General features: G+C 37.6%; 18 protein-coding genes. 15 read left to right on the top strand and 3 right to left on the bottom strand.

What is annotated here, in order from left to right; genetic code table 11:
- Window positions 1-2 precede the first annotated feature (2 nt).
- The 3 genes from BTN98_RS18450 to BTN98_RS18440 all read left to right on the top strand — a co-directional run bounded on the left by BTN98_RS18450 (window position 3) and on the right by BTN98_RS18440 (window position 1,355).
- Window positions 3-746 (top strand): hypothetical protein, encoded by a 744-nt coding sequence (locus BTN98_RS18450; protein ID WP_065189954.1) that lies wholly within the window; start codon window positions 3-5, stop codon window positions 744-746.
- Window positions 746-952 (top strand): hypothetical protein, encoded by a 207-nt coding sequence (locus BTN98_RS18445; RefSeq protein WP_065189955.1) that lies wholly within the window; start codon window positions 746-748, stop codon window positions 950-952. The genes BTN98_RS18450 and BTN98_RS18445 overlap by 1 nt, the downstream gene beginning before the upstream one ends.
- An 88-nt stretch (window positions 953-1,040) precedes the next feature.
- A complete protein-coding gene (locus BTN98_RS18440; RefSeq protein ID WP_065189956.1) occupies window positions 1,041-1,355 on the top strand; it encodes a hypothetical protein in 315 nt (104 codons plus the stop codon).
- Between the two features lie 375 nt (window positions 1,356-1,730).
- On the opposite strand, the gene BTN98_RS18435 is transcribed toward BTN98_RS18440, so the two are convergent.
- Window positions 1,731-2,090, bottom strand: a complete 360-nt coding sequence (locus tag BTN98_RS18435; RefSeq protein ID WP_065189957.1) for a hypothetical protein — start codon at window positions 2,088-2,090, stop codon at window positions 1,731-1,733.
- Between the two features lie 205 nt (window positions 2,091-2,295).
- On the opposite strand from BTN98_RS18435, the gene BTN98_RS18430 reads away from it, so the two are divergent.
- On the top strand, window positions 2,296-4,887 hold the full coding sequence (locus BTN98_RS18430) for an AAA family ATPase (protein WP_065189958.1): 2,592 nt from the start codon (window positions 2,296-2,298) through the stop codon (window positions 4,885-4,887).
- 202 nt (window positions 4,888-5,089) lie between these two features.
- Here the strand turns inward: BTN98_RS18430 and BTN98_RS18425 are convergent, their stop codons facing one another.
- Complete coding sequence (locus BTN98_RS18425; RefSeq protein ID WP_065189959.1) at window positions 5,090-6,160, bottom strand: hypothetical protein; 1,071 nt, start codon at window positions 6,158-6,160, stop codon at window positions 5,090-5,092.
- 556 nt (window positions 6,161-6,716) lie between these two features.
- The gene (locus tag BTN98_RS18420; protein ID WP_065189960.1) at window positions 6,717-8,423 is read right to left on the bottom strand and encodes a hypothetical protein; all 1,707 of its coding nucleotides are present in this window, start codon (window positions 8,421-8,423) and stop codon (window positions 6,717-6,719) included.
- Window positions 8,424-8,897: 474 nt separating this feature from the next.
- Between BTN98_RS18420 and pilL2 the strand changes: the two genes are divergently transcribed.
- The 11 genes from pilL2 (at window position 8,898) to BTN98_RS18360 (ending at window position 16,433) form a co-directional block, all read left to right on the top strand.
- Window positions 8,898-9,401, top strand: coding sequence for a PFGI-1 class ICE element type IV pilus protein PilL2 (gene pilL2 / locus BTN98_RS18415; RefSeq protein WP_065189961.1), 504 nt, complete (start codon window positions 8,898-8,900; stop codon window positions 9,399-9,401).
- An 8-nt stretch (window positions 9,402-9,409) separates the two neighbouring features.
- Entirely contained in the window at window positions 9,410-10,414 is a 1,005-nt protein-coding gene (locus BTN98_RS18410) for a hypothetical protein (protein ID WP_065189962.1), read from the top strand.
- Window positions 10,415-10,424: 10 nt separating this feature from the next.
- Entirely contained in the window at window positions 10,425-11,234 is an 810-nt protein-coding gene (locus tag BTN98_RS18405; RefSeq protein ID WP_065189963.1) for a hypothetical protein, read from the top strand.
- Window positions 11,235-11,415: 181 nt separating this feature from the next.
- Window positions 11,416-11,907: a hypothetical protein gene (locus BTN98_RS18395; RefSeq protein WP_146107045.1), complete on the top strand. Its 492-nt coding sequence runs from the start codon at window positions 11,416-11,418 to the stop codon at window positions 11,905-11,907.
- A complete protein-coding gene (locus tag BTN98_RS18390; RefSeq protein WP_065189966.1) occupies window positions 11,897-12,646 on the top strand; it encodes a hypothetical protein in 750 nt (249 codons plus the stop codon). Before BTN98_RS18395 ends, BTN98_RS18390 begins: the two co-directional genes overlap by 11 nt.
- A gap of 540 nt (window positions 12,647-13,186) precedes the next feature.
- Window positions 13,187-13,645 carry a hypothetical protein gene (locus tag BTN98_RS18385; protein WP_146107044.1) on the top strand — a complete coding sequence of 153 codons (459 nt, stop codon included), beginning with the start codon at window positions 13,187-13,189 and terminating at the stop codon, window positions 13,643-13,645.
- Between the two features lie 184 nt (window positions 13,646-13,829).
- Window positions 13,830-14,369 carry a transglycosylase SLT domain-containing protein gene (locus BTN98_RS18380; protein WP_082970510.1) on the top strand — a complete coding sequence of 180 codons (540 nt, stop codon included), beginning with the start codon at window positions 13,830-13,832 and terminating at the stop codon, window positions 14,367-14,369.
- A 14-nt stretch (window positions 14,370-14,383) separates the two neighbouring features.
- Window positions 14,384-14,845 carry a hypothetical protein gene (locus BTN98_RS18375; protein WP_065189968.1) on the top strand — a complete coding sequence of 154 codons (462 nt, stop codon included), beginning with the start codon at window positions 14,384-14,386 and terminating at the stop codon, window positions 14,843-14,845.
- A 368-nt stretch (window positions 14,846-15,213) separates the two neighbouring features.
- Window positions 15,214-15,459 carry a hypothetical protein gene (locus tag BTN98_RS18370; RefSeq protein WP_146107043.1) on the top strand — a complete coding sequence of 82 codons (246 nt, stop codon included), beginning with the start codon at window positions 15,214-15,216 and terminating at the stop codon, window positions 15,457-15,459.
- 8 nt (window positions 15,460-15,467) lie between these two features.
- On the top strand, window positions 15,468-15,962 hold the full coding sequence (locus BTN98_RS18365; RefSeq protein WP_065189970.1) for a hypothetical protein: 495 nt from the start codon (window positions 15,468-15,470) through the stop codon (window positions 15,960-15,962).
- Window positions 15,963-16,019: 57 nt separating this feature from the next.
- Window positions 16,020-16,433 (top strand): hypothetical protein, encoded by a 414-nt coding sequence (locus BTN98_RS18360; protein WP_065189971.1) that lies wholly within the window; start codon window positions 16,020-16,022, stop codon window positions 16,431-16,433.
- Window positions 16,434-16,483 lie beyond the last annotated feature (50 nt).

Genomic DNA, 16,483 nt, shown 5'->3' with positions numbered 1-16,483 from the left:
TAATGCACCCTAACTTACAACTGATCTCTAAGATTGCTTCATTAAATTATAGTCCGACTGTTGACGTTTCCGATACGCTGAACGTAATTCAACTAACTACCAATATTGATAATCAACCATTTTTAATTAAGCATATTTCAAATTTAATTGCTTACACTAAGTCGCTAGATAGCCCATTAAAACTAAGCGGCCACCTTGAAAAGTTAGAAGCTATTAATGAAGAATATCCACACGCTGTTGTAATTATTGATAACAGTTTGCCGCTTTCTCGTATATGCGCACTAACGGCAAATAGCTTCATTGCAAAACTAGCTATTGATCGCATCAAAGAGAGCCAAAAGGAAAATTCTGTCTCATTAGTTGATGTAGATAAAATCCGTCAATCAGTGAGTACAAATTGTGATTGTGACTTATCTAAACAAATGTATAGCAAAGCTGTAATTACTGGCATACACAAAGCAGAAACACTTATTAAGGCTTCAAGCAGCAATGTTGTATTTGCTCAATCATTCGAGCCTTGCCATGTGCTTGACGCTTTACTAAATAGAGACTGCGATACTTCGATTGAACAACAAGCCATTAAAAAGGCAATGACAGGTAGTAACTCATTGAAAGTTTTGCTTCTTTCAGCCTTTGACCTTAATCCCGTATTCTCATTATTACTTTGTTCAAGTGAAGTGGCTGAACGTGTCATTAATCGCTGCATAGAAACTAAAGTAGCACTGCATCAAGAGTTAACCTGCTAATGGATATTTCAGAGTTTATTTCAAAAACCTATGGTGATGAACGAGGTGCGGAAGCTGCATTTCTTCAAGATAACGAACAGATTGCGAGAACATTAAATGCTCGAAAAGCACTTCTTTTTCGCTGGAAGAAGCAAGGTTATCGAGTGAATTTATCGACTGGTGATATTTATTTGCCAACAGTGGTAATTAATACCGTTAATGCGTAGCAAACAATTGAAATGTCATGAAAGTAAGATCATTGACTAGCCAGCCGTACATCGTATTATTGATTTATCTTAATACGGAGATTTTACAATGACGGGCTATACAAAATCTGACATAAATGACGCGATAGCAGCCACACACTTCAATACTATCAATAATGAAAAACGAGTAGCGTCTGCCGCACTTCGAGCTGGTAGTTCTGTGGGTGGTGAGCGTATGCAACAATACAAAGACCTTCAACCATTAGAAACTGAAGAAATTCGACAAGATGGAACAGTAATGTTTGTCGAACGTCACGCAAATGGTGAAGTTAGACGCTTTTATGAAAAAACAGATGCCAATGGCGAGACTTGGTTTAGAACTGAAACAGATGACTACTGCCCACCGTTGTCAAATACGAAATAGGAGCTTCATGCCGGCCACCAGCCGCATCGTTTAGGAAAGATGGTTAAACTCGCAAAAAGAACTCTGTATGAATGTACTCAAGCGCGAATAGCCCTAAAAAAAGCCAATAATCGAGCAAGCTACTTATGTCTATTAATGAGTTAGTAGCTCGCTCTTTATCTTAAAAAACAGATAAAAGCCAAAATACCAATATGTAATAAAGCCTAATCTATCAATAAAGCCTAATCTATCCCTGAGCAACTTCTGGACAAAAATTAGTTTCAGATAATCGAATATTAGCGATTCATGAATAACTAAAAGTAAGGCAAATCGCTGAACTTGACGTCCAACGAAGATAAGGAGAAGCGCTACCTAATACAGCCTATACAAGACAATTCACTCAATTAACTCTTTCCCTAATAGAACATTAAACTTTGTAGCTAACATCACTTGACCGTTCTCTTTTCTAAATAATGTCACGTAAATGCTAATCATCTCACTGGGCGATAGCTTTGCTGTTTTGGTGGTAGCTACTCGCTTGTCGATTAGTTTCCCTACAGCATTTTTTGCTGCCACACCAGCATTCATTAGTCTCTTAACTCGTCGATAATCTGAATTGGTTTGCTGACACAATTTGTGAGTTGTGATCATCTTACCGACGTATTCAATGAGGTGCTTTTTTGAAATAAGTGGCAGCGGTCTAGTTACCTCTGCTGCAGATATCGCGGCAGCTAAACAGGTCTCGTTATTAATCATCCCCTAACCGTTTAAGAACTATAACAATATCCAAATGGGGTATCAATTAGAGTAAAGCGTAGTATCCTCACACTACAAGTGTGGGATCTATGTCGCACAGGCTGAATATTCCTCGTGTCCGCTTGCTCAAAGGTAATTGCAACTAATTGACTATAGTGAAATTAGGCGTATATATTCCTGAAACATAACCTGTTTGGAGAATAATGTGTCGATAGAAAGCGTTGTTGGCTGGGCTAATAAGCTAAAGAGGAACCTCTGGTGGCGTCACGCTCTCAGATTGGCAGCAAATAAAGGCGAACTTGATGACGGTGATTTGCAATTACTGTTTGCTCTTTCTAAAGAAGAAGCAGGTTTGCAACCACAAAGTGATGCTTATGCGGTCAGTATAGCTTTGCTAGATCTAGCAGGCTTTGGCGAAGAAAAGCATCCAGTAAAGTTGGTATGTATTAGCAACGTTGCTAATGTTTCAGCGCTTGCCCCGAACAAATCTATTGTATTTGAAAGCGAAGGTCTGACCGCAGTTTATGGCGATAATGGTTCGGGTAAATCTAGCTATGCAAAGATTTTAAAGAACGCCTGTCTTACTCGCGGTAGTACTCCAAAAATCATCTCGAACATCTACGACACTCAAACAGGTGAGCCTGCTGCGGACATCTCTCTTTTGATTGGCGAGGACAAGCACGACATTCCATGGCTTCTCTCTGGAAACTCACATGAAGATTTAAAGTCGATTCGAATTTTTGACAACACTTCGGCGGCGCATTACATCTCTGACGAGGACTCGATTGATTACAAGCCTGCGGGAATGAAATTATTGTCTCAGCTAATGAGGGCTTGTGATTATGTAAGAGCTGCAAACGAGTCAGAGAAAAGACCATATAACGTTGCCGCTTCGTTACCTCAATGTAGACCTGGAGGTAAAACCGCAGCGTTTGTATTTGGCTTGTCTGGCGCCACAAAATCAGAGGCCGTTGATGCCATCTGTCTGAGCAAAGAAGAAGATGAATCAATCCCAGTATTAAAAGCAGAGCTTGTTAAACTGCAAACCAGTACACCTGAGCAGCTTAGAAAAGGGTTTAGTGACAGTCGAAAAGAGCTAAACCCTCTTAGTACTTACTTTAATCAACTAAGAGCCAAACTCGATGAAAAGCAGTTTGATACGATAAAACTCAATTACGATGACTATCAAACCAAACAGGCAGCAGCAGAGATAGCTCGCAAGCAGGCAATTGAAGGTCACGAACTATCAGGTATTTGCTCACCTGAGTGGAGAGAGATGTGGAATCACGTTCAGACATTCGTACTAAAGCATAATACGGCATTATCGTTCCCAGCAGCAGCGGGAGAAGCCTGCCCTACTTGCTTGCAACCTGTCTCGGAAGCATCTGCCGAAAAACTAAAGCTATTTAACGACTATCTCCAAGATAAAACTCAGATGGAAGCCTGCAAGGCAAAAGTTAAATTTGATAGTTCAATTGCGGCTCTAAGGCGACTGTCATTCAACCTAAAACCTTATGAGTTTATGCTAGGCAAGGTGGCTGAATTTAATCCAGAAATAAGTAAGAGTTTTATCGCACTGGAAGAGTCGTTAAAAGTTCTCTGTTCGAATCTTACTAAACAGGTACCGGACTTCTCTATTGTTCCAATTGATTACAAAGCGCTAGATTGGATCAACGGGCAAATTGTTTCTTTAAAGGTCAAAGAAGATGCAGTTAAAACCAATGAGGGGTTAACTAAGCAGATCGTTACTGCGTCACAGGCTATTAACGAACTTGATGACAGAAAGCTGTTTACATTATCTAAGCAAAACATTCTCAACGAGATTGAGCGCCTGAGAATTATTGGTTTATATAACGCTGTCACTCAATCTTGCTTATCAACAATTATAACCACTCAAACAAATAACATTGCCAAAATGGGTGCTATTGGCGAGCTTAGCAAAGTGTTTGAGGCTGAGTTGAAGAAACTTGAGTTTAGAAACTTCGATGTAGGCACTGAAACTCGCGGCTCTCGCGGCAAGCAAATGTTGAAGTTTAGTATGACAGGCAAGCGAAACAACGTTTCTGACATCGCCAGTGAAGGCGAACAAAAGTGCGTTGCTTTGGCTGGGTTCATGGCTGAACTTATTGTTGATGACCGAAAATCAGCGATTGTTTTTGATGACCCAATTAACTCTCTCGATCATAAGTGGCGAAGAAAGTTTGCTGCCCGCATCGCAGAGGAAGCACAAAGCCGTCAGGTCATTGTGTTTACCCATGACATGTCATTTTTAGTCATGCTCGGAGAGGCAACTAAAAAGGCCAATTCGAAGTACTCGGCTATTTCAATTGTGAAACGTGGGAAGCTTGCTGGGTTCCCTACATCTGAGCCGCCGTGGGATGTTAAATCAACTGGCGATCGAGTCAAAGATCTAAACAAGATAATGGTTCCTTTGAAGCAGCTTGAAGATGCTGGAGATGTTGACGGCTACGAAGCTATGGCTAAGTTAACGTATAACAAGATGCGTGAAACATGGGAAAGGCTTGTTGAGGAATGGCTATTCAAGAAAGTCGTTGAAAGATTTGGTCGAAGTGTGAAAACACAAAGCCTCAAGGATGTTGTCGAAAAGGGAGGTATCACCCCAGAAGACTATACTGCCATCGAGGAAGGCATGTCGAAGTGCAGTACTTTTATGTATGGACATGACCAAGCGCCTGAGCTGAATGAAGGCGTGCCTGACTTTGCGGAAGTTACAGATGATTTCGAGAAGCTAAAGGCTTACTTTGCTGCGCTAAAAGCGCGAAGAACCAAAAAATAGCGCTTAAATGATAAAAATCTCACTTCGCGAGAGGTGGGTTTTTTTAACCTAGAGTGGAGAGAGTTATTCTGATATCTGATTGCACATTTGGTACTTCCAATATTTACTTATATAATGGGACTGGACTTATCCAACACTTCGGATAGGTATCGACTACGCGATAAATATCCTTATCTGCTATATGCACTCTAACTGCGACGCATTATTTTTTATACCAAGCCCAGAAAGCTAAAAAAGTTGCACCAACTATTGATACAACTATTGGTATAAATGTTGTAAAGAAGTCATTCGATCCCCAGTACTCAGTAAAAAACCGATCAAATAACCCTTTATTTTTTTGAATTTTTTCTTCTTTTTTTGGAAGTAATAACCGACTTGTTCTCTCAAGTTGTTCTGATATATTAAATGTATTTGCTAGTACTTCAATTGTCATTTGTGATGTATAACTTTTAGTTACCAATGATGATTTATTTACCAACCTATCAACGCTTGAGAAAAAAAGATTATTATTATCTAAGTATTGGTCATGAAATGACTTGCTGATAATTGAAAACAATTCAAATAAGGAACTACAACTTTCAAACTTAGATTTGGTTTCTCTATTATCTAAAGCTGAATTAGGAATATATTGGAGTAGGCCTTGTTTATCGACTAAAGTAAGCGCGTCATTTATCTGATGACATTCATTTTTAATTACCACCTTACTTACTATATTATCAGTAGCGTGTGAATGTCCGGTTAATGATGAAACAAGCACTTTGTCTGTTACACTTTCAAAAAACGATTTTACTTGGCAACAAGATATCGAAGGAATTGAAGTCTTTGGGGAAAATTTTCTAAGATTTCCATCAGTGATCAATCCAGCAATTGTACATACTAATTTGTATAAATCTGGATTATTTTCAAGCTTATTACTTTCAATTAAATTATCAACCGATACCTCTCGTCCTTTTTGTAGGATAAGTGTAATTGAGATATATTTACCAAAATAATGATGGATGCGTATATTTACTTCGTTGTCTTTGTATTTATAAGGAAGAGTTCGACCAGAAAAACCTAAATCCGTAACATTTTTTAAGATGGCATCATGAAATGCAGCAGTGGGAGAAAGTACATCAGGGCTCAACTGGAAGTTTTCCATACCTCCACCCATTTTACGCATAAAAGACTTACTTGCTTTTACGTTAAAAATTTTATTCGAAAGGTAGTAGTTTGGACTGCTATCATTAAGTGATATGATAATTTTCCATGATTGATGTAATTCACAAGCCATAACAAAACCTATTAGGGCGAGGAGGGCAGAAATTGAACCTGCCGGAACAATACTCAAGGAATTGAACTACGCCCATTGCGTCCTCCCCATCATCTGATACCGATATGAATCTAAACAAAGCATAGGCAAAAGTCAAGTAAGCCATTGATTTGGTATTAATAAAAACGCATTAGTAAATATTCTTGTTATCATATGCAATTATGCCTCTGATGCCACTAATACCCGTAAATCATAATTAATTTAGCTTTTAAATATCAACGGATTGATTATATTTTTATTTGAAAGTATTTGTTCTAAATGTAGAAAATGTGAAATAGATTAAATAAGTATTATTAGCACAAGGATATGTAGATAAAACCAATCCAAAAATACGTTAATACAATATGAATGAGTATTAGGTCTAACTGATAAAGGGGCAAGTATGAGTTAACCAAGTAGCTAACTCAGAACTAGACAGAAACGTTATAGACTGCAAGGATTAAATCTACCTATCGGATAGCTTGGGTATCTCAAAACATCAAAGGCCACCGTTGTTGCCGATGCCCAATTTTACACATTACGTTTCAATTTTTGGCATCAGGATTGTTTGCCATTCTATTGGCTTACTCTCAAGTTTAAAATCCTGTTCAAACTGTATCAATGCTTCATGTCCAGGATAGTTTTCAACTGCCATAGAAACTAAATTTACTGCTGTTGAAAGATCTTCCTTAACACGATAACTTTCAGCCAAACTCAATATCATTCCTGCTTCAAACAATACAGGAGCACGGAAACTAAATCTATTATCTCGTTTTTCAAAATAACGCATCAAAGTACGATGATACTCATCCATTTCCCAAGGCGGCGTTATATTAAAGAGGCTGTGTACAAGTAATGATTCTGAGCTTGGTGACATCAACTCATTGTTAAAACGATCATTAAAGCTTACTGTATTTTCTGTCATTTGCTCTTCGGATACAGATGCATTAAAAATAAAGTAGAGTGCTATATAAGGTAATTTATCTTCTTTTTTTAATTCATGGATACTTTTCTCCACTTTTGTTAGTAACTCTCTTAAGTCCGTAGCAACTCCTCCCTTAGTTCCAGACATATGCGAGGCTATTTGCGACAGAAAACCTTCAAGTTTCTCGCTACCCGAACCATGATATAACTCAGTCCTTCCCACCCAATATTGTGGTGCTAACTTCATTTGTATGATGCCAGATCTTTCGAGAGAGTAGTTATAAACCTCCTTATCAATTGTTACTTGTCGTTGAACAAACTCAGTTATGATGTGTCTTGCCAACCTAGACAAGCCTTGAATGGTCAACCAAGCTTTATTATCAATCTGAGTGGATTCAGAATACTCGATAGTATTAGTTAACTGACTTGGAAGTGTTCTCAAATTATGAATATATTGGGAGCGAGCTTGATAAGCATTTGCTAATGCTTTTGGTAAATCGTATTTTGAAATAGGATGAACAACACCGACTGCTTCTTCTCGAAAGTATGAAGGCTTAAGGTGTTCTATAGAAAAATCCCGAAACCTTCTGCCTAATGATGTATGTTCGATATCAAGAATAGCTTTTCTTACGCTTTCTGATACTTCATTGCTGGCTCCAGAGAGTGCTTTATCAATTAAACTTCTCTTTTTTTGATCATAACTACTCCAAGAGGACTTATGTCCATCAAAGTCTTGAGCTAGAGATTCTATTGATGCTACAAGTAATGTATATGCTAGTTCAAAGTCATCAGCTACGCGTTGTATACCAGTGACATATGTTCTTATTGCTCGCATCACACTTAAATATGTTTGCCTTTCAAGTCCAATTAAGTGCTTTACAAATTGACGTAAATGTTCACCGTCAGCCTCAGTACAATAAACGTCTTTATCAAAAAAGCTTTTTACGACTTTACTAGGTACCGTATGTGTCGAAACTCCCTTTTGATTACTTAAAAGCCGATCTGTGAGAGTATAACTTGGTGAAGCAGTACAATTCAGAGCAAAAGAAATAATAGTTGAGAAATCTAATATATATGGATCAACGGCATGTGAAACAAGAATACCTTTCCCTTGCCCATTAGATTCTATTAGTTCCTCTATTTCGTAAACGATTGCATTAGATAGCCCCAAGTTTGACGTTGACAAGAGAGAGCCAGCTTCGGTATCAAGTTTCTCATCTCGCCCAAATCCGAACCGTAAGTTAGTATAAATGATCCCTCTCAATTGATTTCTATACTCAACAGTGTCTTGAAATAGTTTTCCCGAACAGATCTGTAACATGGTTCTCCTGAATTGTAATTAACTTGAATGAATAACTAAAAATTTGGGCGATCATACTTGATATCTGTATATAAAATCATGACGCTAGTAACATTATTTTACTGCTTATAGAGGAGTTGCTTTATAAAACGTCTGAATTGATGTTTAACTAAACAACGAAGTTAAATTCATTACGAGAACTAATCCAAAATCATGTTAATGCGATATGAATGAGTATTTGCTCTGAATGATAATGGGGCATAACTTAGTTAGACTAATCCCCCTGGAATGTAAAAAGCCAGCGGCATAACCTACATATAGCAGTCCAAATTCGCTCACAGACCACATTAGCCTGCAAAATAGATTGTTTTTGTTGTTTGCAATATCGAATCATGAACTTCTACTACAGCTACAATATATCGGCTGAGTGACTAAAACGGCTCACAAATAAAACTTCCCTGATAATGATCTCACGAATAATGAGGTTTATTACTAATGAAGTTATCCATATCTAAATTAACAACGGCATTACTACTAGTAGGCGCGGCTAGTACAGCTAACGCCAATCTAATCGACAATCCAGATCGTTTGCCACAATACGTAGAAAATGGCTTAACGCTAATTAACGTTAATACATCTGCTGAACAAAAAGATCCCCTACTGACAGTAACTACAATCACTTTTCCACAGAATGTATCTACTGTGGGTCAAGCATTGAATTACACGCTATTGCGTACTGGTTATACGCTTGTTGCCCCAAGTCAGTTAACGGCAAGTGCTAATCGTCTGATGCAGTTACCATTGCCACTGGTGCAACGTAGCGTTAGCCAAGTAACCGTTCGTAATTTAATAGGCACGTTAATCGGTGATGGTTTTGATTACCGTGTAGATCCAGTAATGCGAACAGTAAAAATCATCTGCCCTGCAGATCTTGTTGGCATTGAACCTATCCACAAAGAAAAGCCATTTAAGTTTCTTGTTGGTAGCAATAATCGCTAGGGGGAAGTATGAGTAAAACTGATAAGAATGATGATTTTGCAGTGTTCGATAATAAAGATGAACAGCTACAGCATCCTACCGGTGATCTTGATTTAGAAGTATCGAGTGATGGTAAAGATGTAAGTGGTGATGGTGAAGTGATCGAAAGACAAGAACCTGAACCTGAACCTAAACCTGAGCTTGAGAGTGCCCATGATGCTGAGGTTGATGATAGCTTAGAAAGTCAGTACCGCAAAGAAGAAGAAAAAGACGTTGCTGAACCTATTTACACAGAGATACCGGATGATGAAGAACCTAAACGATCAAGTACAGGGAAAAGCAACGTCCTACTCTGGTGTGTTACTGGTATTAGTCTACTTTTTGCTGCTGGTGGCGTGTATACGGGCTTAAACGCACAAACCCAAGCCAAGGGTTATGCAAGTGAAGTTGCGCTCATACAAGAGCAACTAGACGGTATTAAGAGTCGTGCCGTTAATGAGTCGCAAATTGTTGAAGAAAACAAGGCTGCTATCGAAAAGCTATCGAGTGATCAGCTTACGATGTTCCAAATGAATGGCAGTAACGAAAATAAAGTAACAGCACTCAATGCAAAGGTAGAAACCTTAACTACGGCTGTTAATCAGAAGTCACTTTCAACGGATAATGCCCTTATACGTCTAAATACGAAAGTTGATGGTATCGAACAGGCTAACGCTAAGAAAGTTATTGAAGCTAAGAAACAAGAGGCCAAGAAGTCCAGTTCGTACAAACAAAAGACCGTTGTTCGTAAGCACAAGAAGATAGTAAGAAAGCCTAAGACTAATACGATCCAAGAAGTCTATCGCATTAACGGTGTTACATTAGCCAGCATTGATATGTGGAATCACAAATACTCAGCTACGTTAATGTCGCCAGATGGTTTTCGCGTTATTTACCCTGGTTATAACGTGAATGGTTTTGTCGTTAAAAGCATTGAAGCTCACTCAGTCACGTTTATTGCACCGAATAATCGTTTAGTTAAGCTCCGTAATTAGGGAAGTAATTATGAAATCTGCAAAACTATCATTCTTCATCGCTAGTGCATTGTTTTCTGCTGTATCTGTACCGGCACAAGCTAGTTCTATTAAGACCGTGACTAGCCAAGCATCATATAGCAACACTGTAAGTAATATTGCCCAAAGCCTTAGTATTAACGATGTGAATATTGGCCTAACTAAAGAAGATCTTATTAAGGCTAAAAACTTCAACTTGAGCAATCAAGAATATGCCAAGTATAAGTACATTATGGAGTACACCCCTCGCGGTAAATGGACACCAGATATAGATCCTGTAATTGCTCTTGGTAATTCGGCTAAAACGGAAGAAGAACGAACTAAATACGCTAAACTAGCTTATAAACAACGTACTGAGCGTGAACGTTTAGAAACGGCATTTGCTATAACCATGATTAAAGTTGAGAAGCAGAACGATCCAAACAGCCCTCGCTGGATGAATTGGGAGCAGAAGAAAGAGTTTGCTCTTAAAGACACGATTGTTATGGCCGATACCGGAAATGCCAACACTGAACTTGTTAATATTTACGTTGATCCAAGTGTATGTGTTAGCGATAGTCAGTGTTTAGTTGGTATGGGTCGAACACTCCAAGCCAAGCAGCCGCACACTCAGCTTAAATATCACTTTTACAATGCAACGGATGCTTCAACTAAGCAGTTCAAGTATTCATTATCAAGCAAACACCCAAATAAATTGGCTGGTGTATCGTTCGTTGATAACGGATCAAAGCAACCGGCTCGCTCACTGCCTTACATGACAGTAAGTAGTAATGGTAAAACACAAACAATATCATTGCGTTGATTTAAACTTAAACCGGTACGAGGTGAAAAACTTGTTTTTTCATTTTGTGCCGGTTAATTAAAGGTTTTTATTCGAGTTAAAAACATGGCCATTGAGTAAGGCCGTCACCCTTTCCCAACTAAACACCGCTAAACTTCCCTTATCTATCATAATAATTCCATACTCATTGCTGGTGGCGATTATGGAAAATATTGAGATAGAAAGATCTAGTGTCGAGCTAAAATTAACCCTCATGGCAAGATCTTTAAAAAACAAAGAAAGCTGCAAGTTAATTAAAGAACCTATTGAGATAATAAATCTCATGCAATCATCAATCGACTATTTAACACGTAGGGCGTATTCACGTATTCGTGATAAATCTACCAACATTAGGTTTATTGTTGTGCCAGCAAGTGACGTTGTATCTTCTGCTGCTGATTTTGAGATTACGCTTGATGATGAATTTACTGGTTGGCAAAACGATTACGAATGGTTGTGCTTTTCTGGTAAAGAGCCAGTGATTGTAATGGTTTATTTATCAGATGCTATCAAACTGCTTCCTAGTTTTCGTGACAGCCAATTGAATCGTTGTGCCGCATTTTTTGCAGAACGAAGTTCATTTGAACAAGCATGTTTAATGCGAATAGAACAACACAAACAAAGCAAACAGACGGTATATGGTTATGATGATTAGTTCTATTCACGATTTCCTTATTTTGAATTGCTATCGTCAAGGCGACACATTCACGCCAGCGTTCCGAATTAGCCGCACTTACGTAAAATCAAATAAGTTTTTTCGTATTGGGGAGTTAGGTATTACTCATTCTATATGTGAGGCTGTGGATTGGTACTACATTGAACATTTAAAAATGCCTGATTGTAGCGATCATCGAAATGCTAAACATCTAGCTTTACAGCCTGATCTTGAATCTTGTTACTCGCATAAATTAGCTAACATTATATCTAATCATCAAGAGCCTAGTTCAATTGTATTTAAAACAGATTACATACATAACTGCGTCCCTCTATTTATCAAAATGCAATGTCGCAAAGTTGTTCGTAGTTACGAGTACACACTAGCATTACAAATACCGACAAAATACACGGGAAGCCCGATTAAGGCCACGAAGATCCCACACACAATAGATGATTACTTTAAGACACTTACGGCCTACATAGCGAAGATTACGCACGAATTACATGCTGGTATAGTTAATCACTTTTACGTTAATCATTTGTATATAACAGCAAAGTTTTTGTGGTTTGATGAAATGGCCAAGCGAAATGCATTCATTGAGAAAAAGTTAATTTCGGAACGAGACTTATATGATCATAATTGGTGCTACCAACAGATAAACGATAGCTTATCTATCTTAGCCAGTGGCGGCACTTTTGCTGATATTATGCCGAAACGTAAACGAGTCCTGCGGTAAAAAGGCAACGGCTCATTTATTTATAATTGAAAGTGTTAAATACAAAATCTATTTCAGCTAAAGTTTTCAACGATATTTTATCGGTAGCAAAAAATATTAAATACATATTTATTCGTCATAAGGTGAGTGTTATCTGGTTAATTGGCTGAATTGTAACTATTGAGTGAATAACCAATCAACACTTTATTTATACTGTTAGCTGTAAAAGAATCCGTTTTATACCACCAGCTATTTTAATTGCTCTATAGCGATTGAAAAGTATCAATTAAGATAAATAATATTTTTATTCATTTTAATGTGAGTTTTAGCTGGCGAATCACCATTGATACGCGGATTCTCCGGTTATGTATTCATTTTAACCCTTTGTTTTCACTTGATTGTAAAACCCTAAAAAGATCGGCACACAAAATTTGGACTGAACTGAAAGTTAAGCATCAACAAATTATCAAAAATGCCTATAACAACTAAAAACGGCATGAGTCCAGAGGACGTATATCATTCACCCGTTGGTTTCAAAAATGGATATTTAGGATGGGCGTAATGATTGGTAAAAAACAAAATGATCGTTTCTTTTTAAACTTATTGATTGAGTGTGTAAGAAGAAGCAAGCAAATGATTCCGAGTGCACCAGAAAAGGTTATGGGGAGTTTTCCCAATTACTTATCGAATGACACAGAAGTAGTTTCATGGGAGCGCGGTGTTCAAGTTGGTTTTGGGCAAAAGCGCAATATTCCTGAATCTGAAATTAAAGATCATATCAAATACGTACAATTATCCGTTAATACATGTATTGCAGTTCTAAAGAACGGTATGAGTGATTTCGGTGATGTTAGTGATGTAATCCCTTGTCTTGAGTTGTTATCTAGCGATATTGAATTACAGTTAATTGTGGCTGCAATTGAAACACCAGTGCAGCAAGCGACGGGTGGTTTTGAGTATGATGTAAATACTATCTGTGCGTTCTCTCCGGTAAAAGTCGTGTCGAACCATTTTGAATAAATGATTTTGTAGTTTTCAAAATCTAATCAAACTTACAACTAACCTATCTAATTAAACACTTATCCAACCACTAAAGCGCGGCTAATAATTTTTATTGGCCGCGCTTTTTTCTATTACGCACTAATTCCACCAGAAAATAATAATTGGATAAAAATGGTGTTGTTCGATAGAGGAAGTCAGTTAAATGAGTAAACAATTTCGTTATTTTGTATTAGCACTAGCACTTGGTGTTTCAACAGTACCCCATGCAAATGCCAAAAAAGTTCAAGTACCATCAGCATTTAAAAAAATAGCCAGTTCATGCAATGTACCAGCTAAAAACTTGTTTGCCATTGCTCTAACTGAGACAGAAACAGGTTTGAAAAATGGGCGTTCGTCACCGTGGGCGTGGACGATAAACCACAAAGGCAAATCCTATTTCTACCCTAACCGAAAATCGCTTTATATTGCAGCGCAGCGTCTTGTAGACCGCAAACAACTCTTGTTTGATATTGGGATTATGCAAGTGAATTGGCGTTGGCATAAAGATAGAGTTAAATCTTTATGGGAAATGACTGCACCAGAAACTAACGTCCGTGTTGGGTGCGAAATACTACGGGAGGGATATATGGCGCGTGGTAATTGGATTGATGCTGCTGCTTATTACCACTCCCCTGGAAACAATAAAGCAGCTTCACGATACAAGAAACGATACAAAAACAAATTAGCTCGTACTTATAATTAAAAGATCTGGATAACATGACCATACAAAATAAGAAATCACCTGTTTCACTATCAACGTTACATACTTTGGTTCGAGAAACAACGCAGCCAGCAATGACTATCAACGCACGTAGTACACTCAATACGTTAAACACGGAAACCCAATTTCTGGATTGGCTAGTTGAAATGGTCTATCGAAAAGAAATGTTTAATCATCCTGAGCGAGAGTTTGAGCCAGCCAGTGACTTCCTCAGTAATGAAACATTGAATACACGTTTATTCATCTATGACTTTCAACACACCATTAATGAGTTCACTCAATGTTGCTGTGTGACCAAAATACAATCCATTAGAGATTATGGCCGCCACTGCATGTTATTGGTTATGCCCATTAACGAAAATGAAGACTGCTTTAGTGCTGCATATATCTCACGGCAATTACTAAACGAAATGTCAGAAAGTAAGGCTAATATGTTCGAGCAACTTCCAATTATGTAATGCCCAACTTTTTTATTACTGCAAACGCCCGTTTGCAGTTTTTTTTGCTCTAATTTCCGCTTTACCTATAGCAAGACTGGTACGAATAACCTCTTAGATTACCCTCGTGTCAAATTTTGAATATTGCGCTGCGTGACTAATTAAGCCGTATTTTTTAATGACGATTATATTAGCCACCAGAATGTAACCAAAAAGAAAACTGGCTGTTTGCAACATTACTTATTTACAGCCTTTTTCATCTGACATCAATGGAATGGCTATCAATGACTCATATACCGCTATACACAACTTTAAATACGAAAGAGCTAACACAAAAGCAAAGAGATCTGCTTAACCCTACTGATAAAACAGAGGACTTCATGTTTCTAATGTGCAAGACCGCTGATTGGGTATTAGCAAGTGATAGCAAGCAAGTAAATCATGATTTTATTCGCACTAAAATGGCCGCAATACATCAGGTTTACTGTCTAGGTAATTTAGAAGATTTGAACTTACAAATGTGTCAAGAGGCGACATTAGCCCTACTAGAAACATCTGAATCCAATGTAAGAAAAACAGTCCATAACTTTTACAGTTCCATTCGACAATATTCCCCATGCTACGAGACTAACTAGAGGCAAAAATGACCTATTTAAAAGTAACAGAAAACCAGTCTGAAACTAATGAAAATATTCGTGACGACAAGGTGAACATGGCTGACATTGAGAATGTAGATACCTCGACTGAAAACTCAAATGATGATCAAAAGAAGAAGAACCAATCTTTTAATTTTGATTTTAAAGGATTAATTGAGTTTGATGAAAAACCAATAGAAAAAGCAAATATCATCACAAGCATCAGCTTTTTAATTGTAATTGCTCTATTGGGCAATATCTATCTAGGTATTGCTGTTTTTGCCACACTGACTGTTAGCCACCTTTTAGCATTTATCTATTACGGACTTGAGGGAGATCGTAGTCTTAAATCTATTCTCCGTATGTTTCTTGATGGTGGTAAGAACTTAACAGCTAAACAGTACATGAAGATTAAAACTGTTGCTGTAGCAAAGATTAGCCTTTTATGGGTTTACATCGCACTAGTGTTAATTGGCTCTGTTCTGAAATATATCATTCGATAAAATAAATTTAATTAGTTGCTGGTGGTGATCACTAGCAGCTTTTTTTGGAGTAAAGCATTGAGTAAATATACTAACGCGAAACCAACCTTTAAAGAATTGTTGAAATACATTAAAGAGGTTTGCTTAACCGGTAGATTTAAACAACGTGATAATTGGATTTTGTTTATTGGTTTTTGTGTGGTGAATGGCTATATGTTTTCTCAGTCGTTATTCACTATAAGCCAGTGTTTTTTGTCAGAACATGCTTTATCGACTGGTGAGATCTTTCGTTCCCTCTTTGGGGTCTTAACATCATCCGCAATTTTTGCATTTCTACGTCTTACAATCCCTCATGGTTTGATGAAACTTAACGTTGAAAATAACAAAATCAAAATGACAGTCCCGCAACACATTATTAGTACAATTATTGTGTGTATCCCTGCAGTTTTATTCTTTATGTTATTCCTATTTTTTAATGGATATATCGCATAATTACCATTTACCTTTAAGCCTGATTAACGTATCAGGTTTTTTCCGATAAA

Origin of the sequence: Photobacterium aquimaris (assembly GCF_002954455.1) — a bacterium.
GTDB lineage: Bacteria > Pseudomonadota > Gammaproteobacteria > Enterobacterales > Vibrionaceae > Photobacterium > Photobacterium aquimaris.
The sequence above is the reverse complement of the archived record's forward strand: the minus strand, read 5'-3'. Positions and strand labels throughout refer to the sequence as shown.

Excerpts from the sequence above, each read along its gene's own strand:
- BTN98_RS18425 (WP_065189959.1), bottom strand. The coding sequence starts at position 6,160 with ATGGCTTGTGAATTACATCAATCATGGAAAATTATCATATCACTTAAT.
- BTN98_RS18365 (WP_065189970.1), top strand. The coding sequence starts at position 15,468 with ATGACCTATTTAAAAGTAACAGAAAACCAGTCTGAAACTAATGAAAAT.
- pilL2 (WP_065189961.1), top strand. The coding sequence starts at position 8,898 with ATGAAGTTATCCATATCTAAATTAACAACGGCATTACTACTAGTAGGC.
- BTN98_RS18375 (WP_065189968.1), top strand. The coding sequence starts at position 14,384 with ATGACCATACAAAATAAGAAATCACCTGTTTCACTATCAACGTTACAT.
- BTN98_RS18395 (WP_146107045.1), top strand. The coding sequence starts at position 11,416 with ATGGAAAATATTGAGATAGAAAGATCTAGTGTCGAGCTAAAATTAACC.
- BTN98_RS18445 (WP_065189955.1), top strand. The coding sequence starts at position 746 with ATGGATATTTCAGAGTTTATTTCAAAAACCTATGGTGATGAACGAGGT.
- BTN98_RS18435 (WP_065189957.1), bottom strand. The coding sequence starts at position 2,090 with ATGATTAATAACGAGACCTGTTTAGCTGCCGCGATATCTGCAGCAGAG.
- BTN98_RS18440 (WP_065189956.1), top strand. The coding sequence starts at position 1,041 with ATGACGGGCTATACAAAATCTGACATAAATGACGCGATAGCAGCCACA.
- BTN98_RS18450 (WP_065189954.1), top strand. The coding sequence starts at position 3 with ATGCACCCTAACTTACAACTGATCTCTAAGATTGCTTCATTAAATTAT.
- BTN98_RS18370 (WP_146107043.1), top strand. The coding sequence starts at position 15,214 with ATGTGCAAGACCGCTGATTGGGTATTAGCAAGTGATAGCAAGCAAGTA.
- BTN98_RS18385 (WP_146107044.1), top strand. The coding sequence starts at position 13,187 with ATGATTGGTAAAAAACAAAATGATCGTTTCTTTTTAAACTTATTGATT.
- BTN98_RS18405 (WP_065189963.1), top strand. The coding sequence starts at position 10,425 with ATGAAATCTGCAAAACTATCATTCTTCATCGCTAGTGCATTGTTTTCT.
- BTN98_RS18420 (WP_065189960.1), bottom strand. The coding sequence starts at position 8,423 with ATGTTACAGATCTGTTCGGGAAAACTATTTCAAGACACTGTTGAGTAT.
- BTN98_RS18380 (WP_082970510.1), top strand. The coding sequence starts at position 13,830 with ATGAGTAAACAATTTCGTTATTTTGTATTAGCACTAGCACTTGGTGTT.
- BTN98_RS18390 (WP_065189966.1), top strand. The coding sequence starts at position 11,897 with ATGATGATTAGTTCTATTCACGATTTCCTTATTTTGAATTGCTATCGT.
- BTN98_RS18410 (WP_065189962.1), top strand. The coding sequence starts at position 9,410 with ATGAGTAAAACTGATAAGAATGATGATTTTGCAGTGTTCGATAATAAA.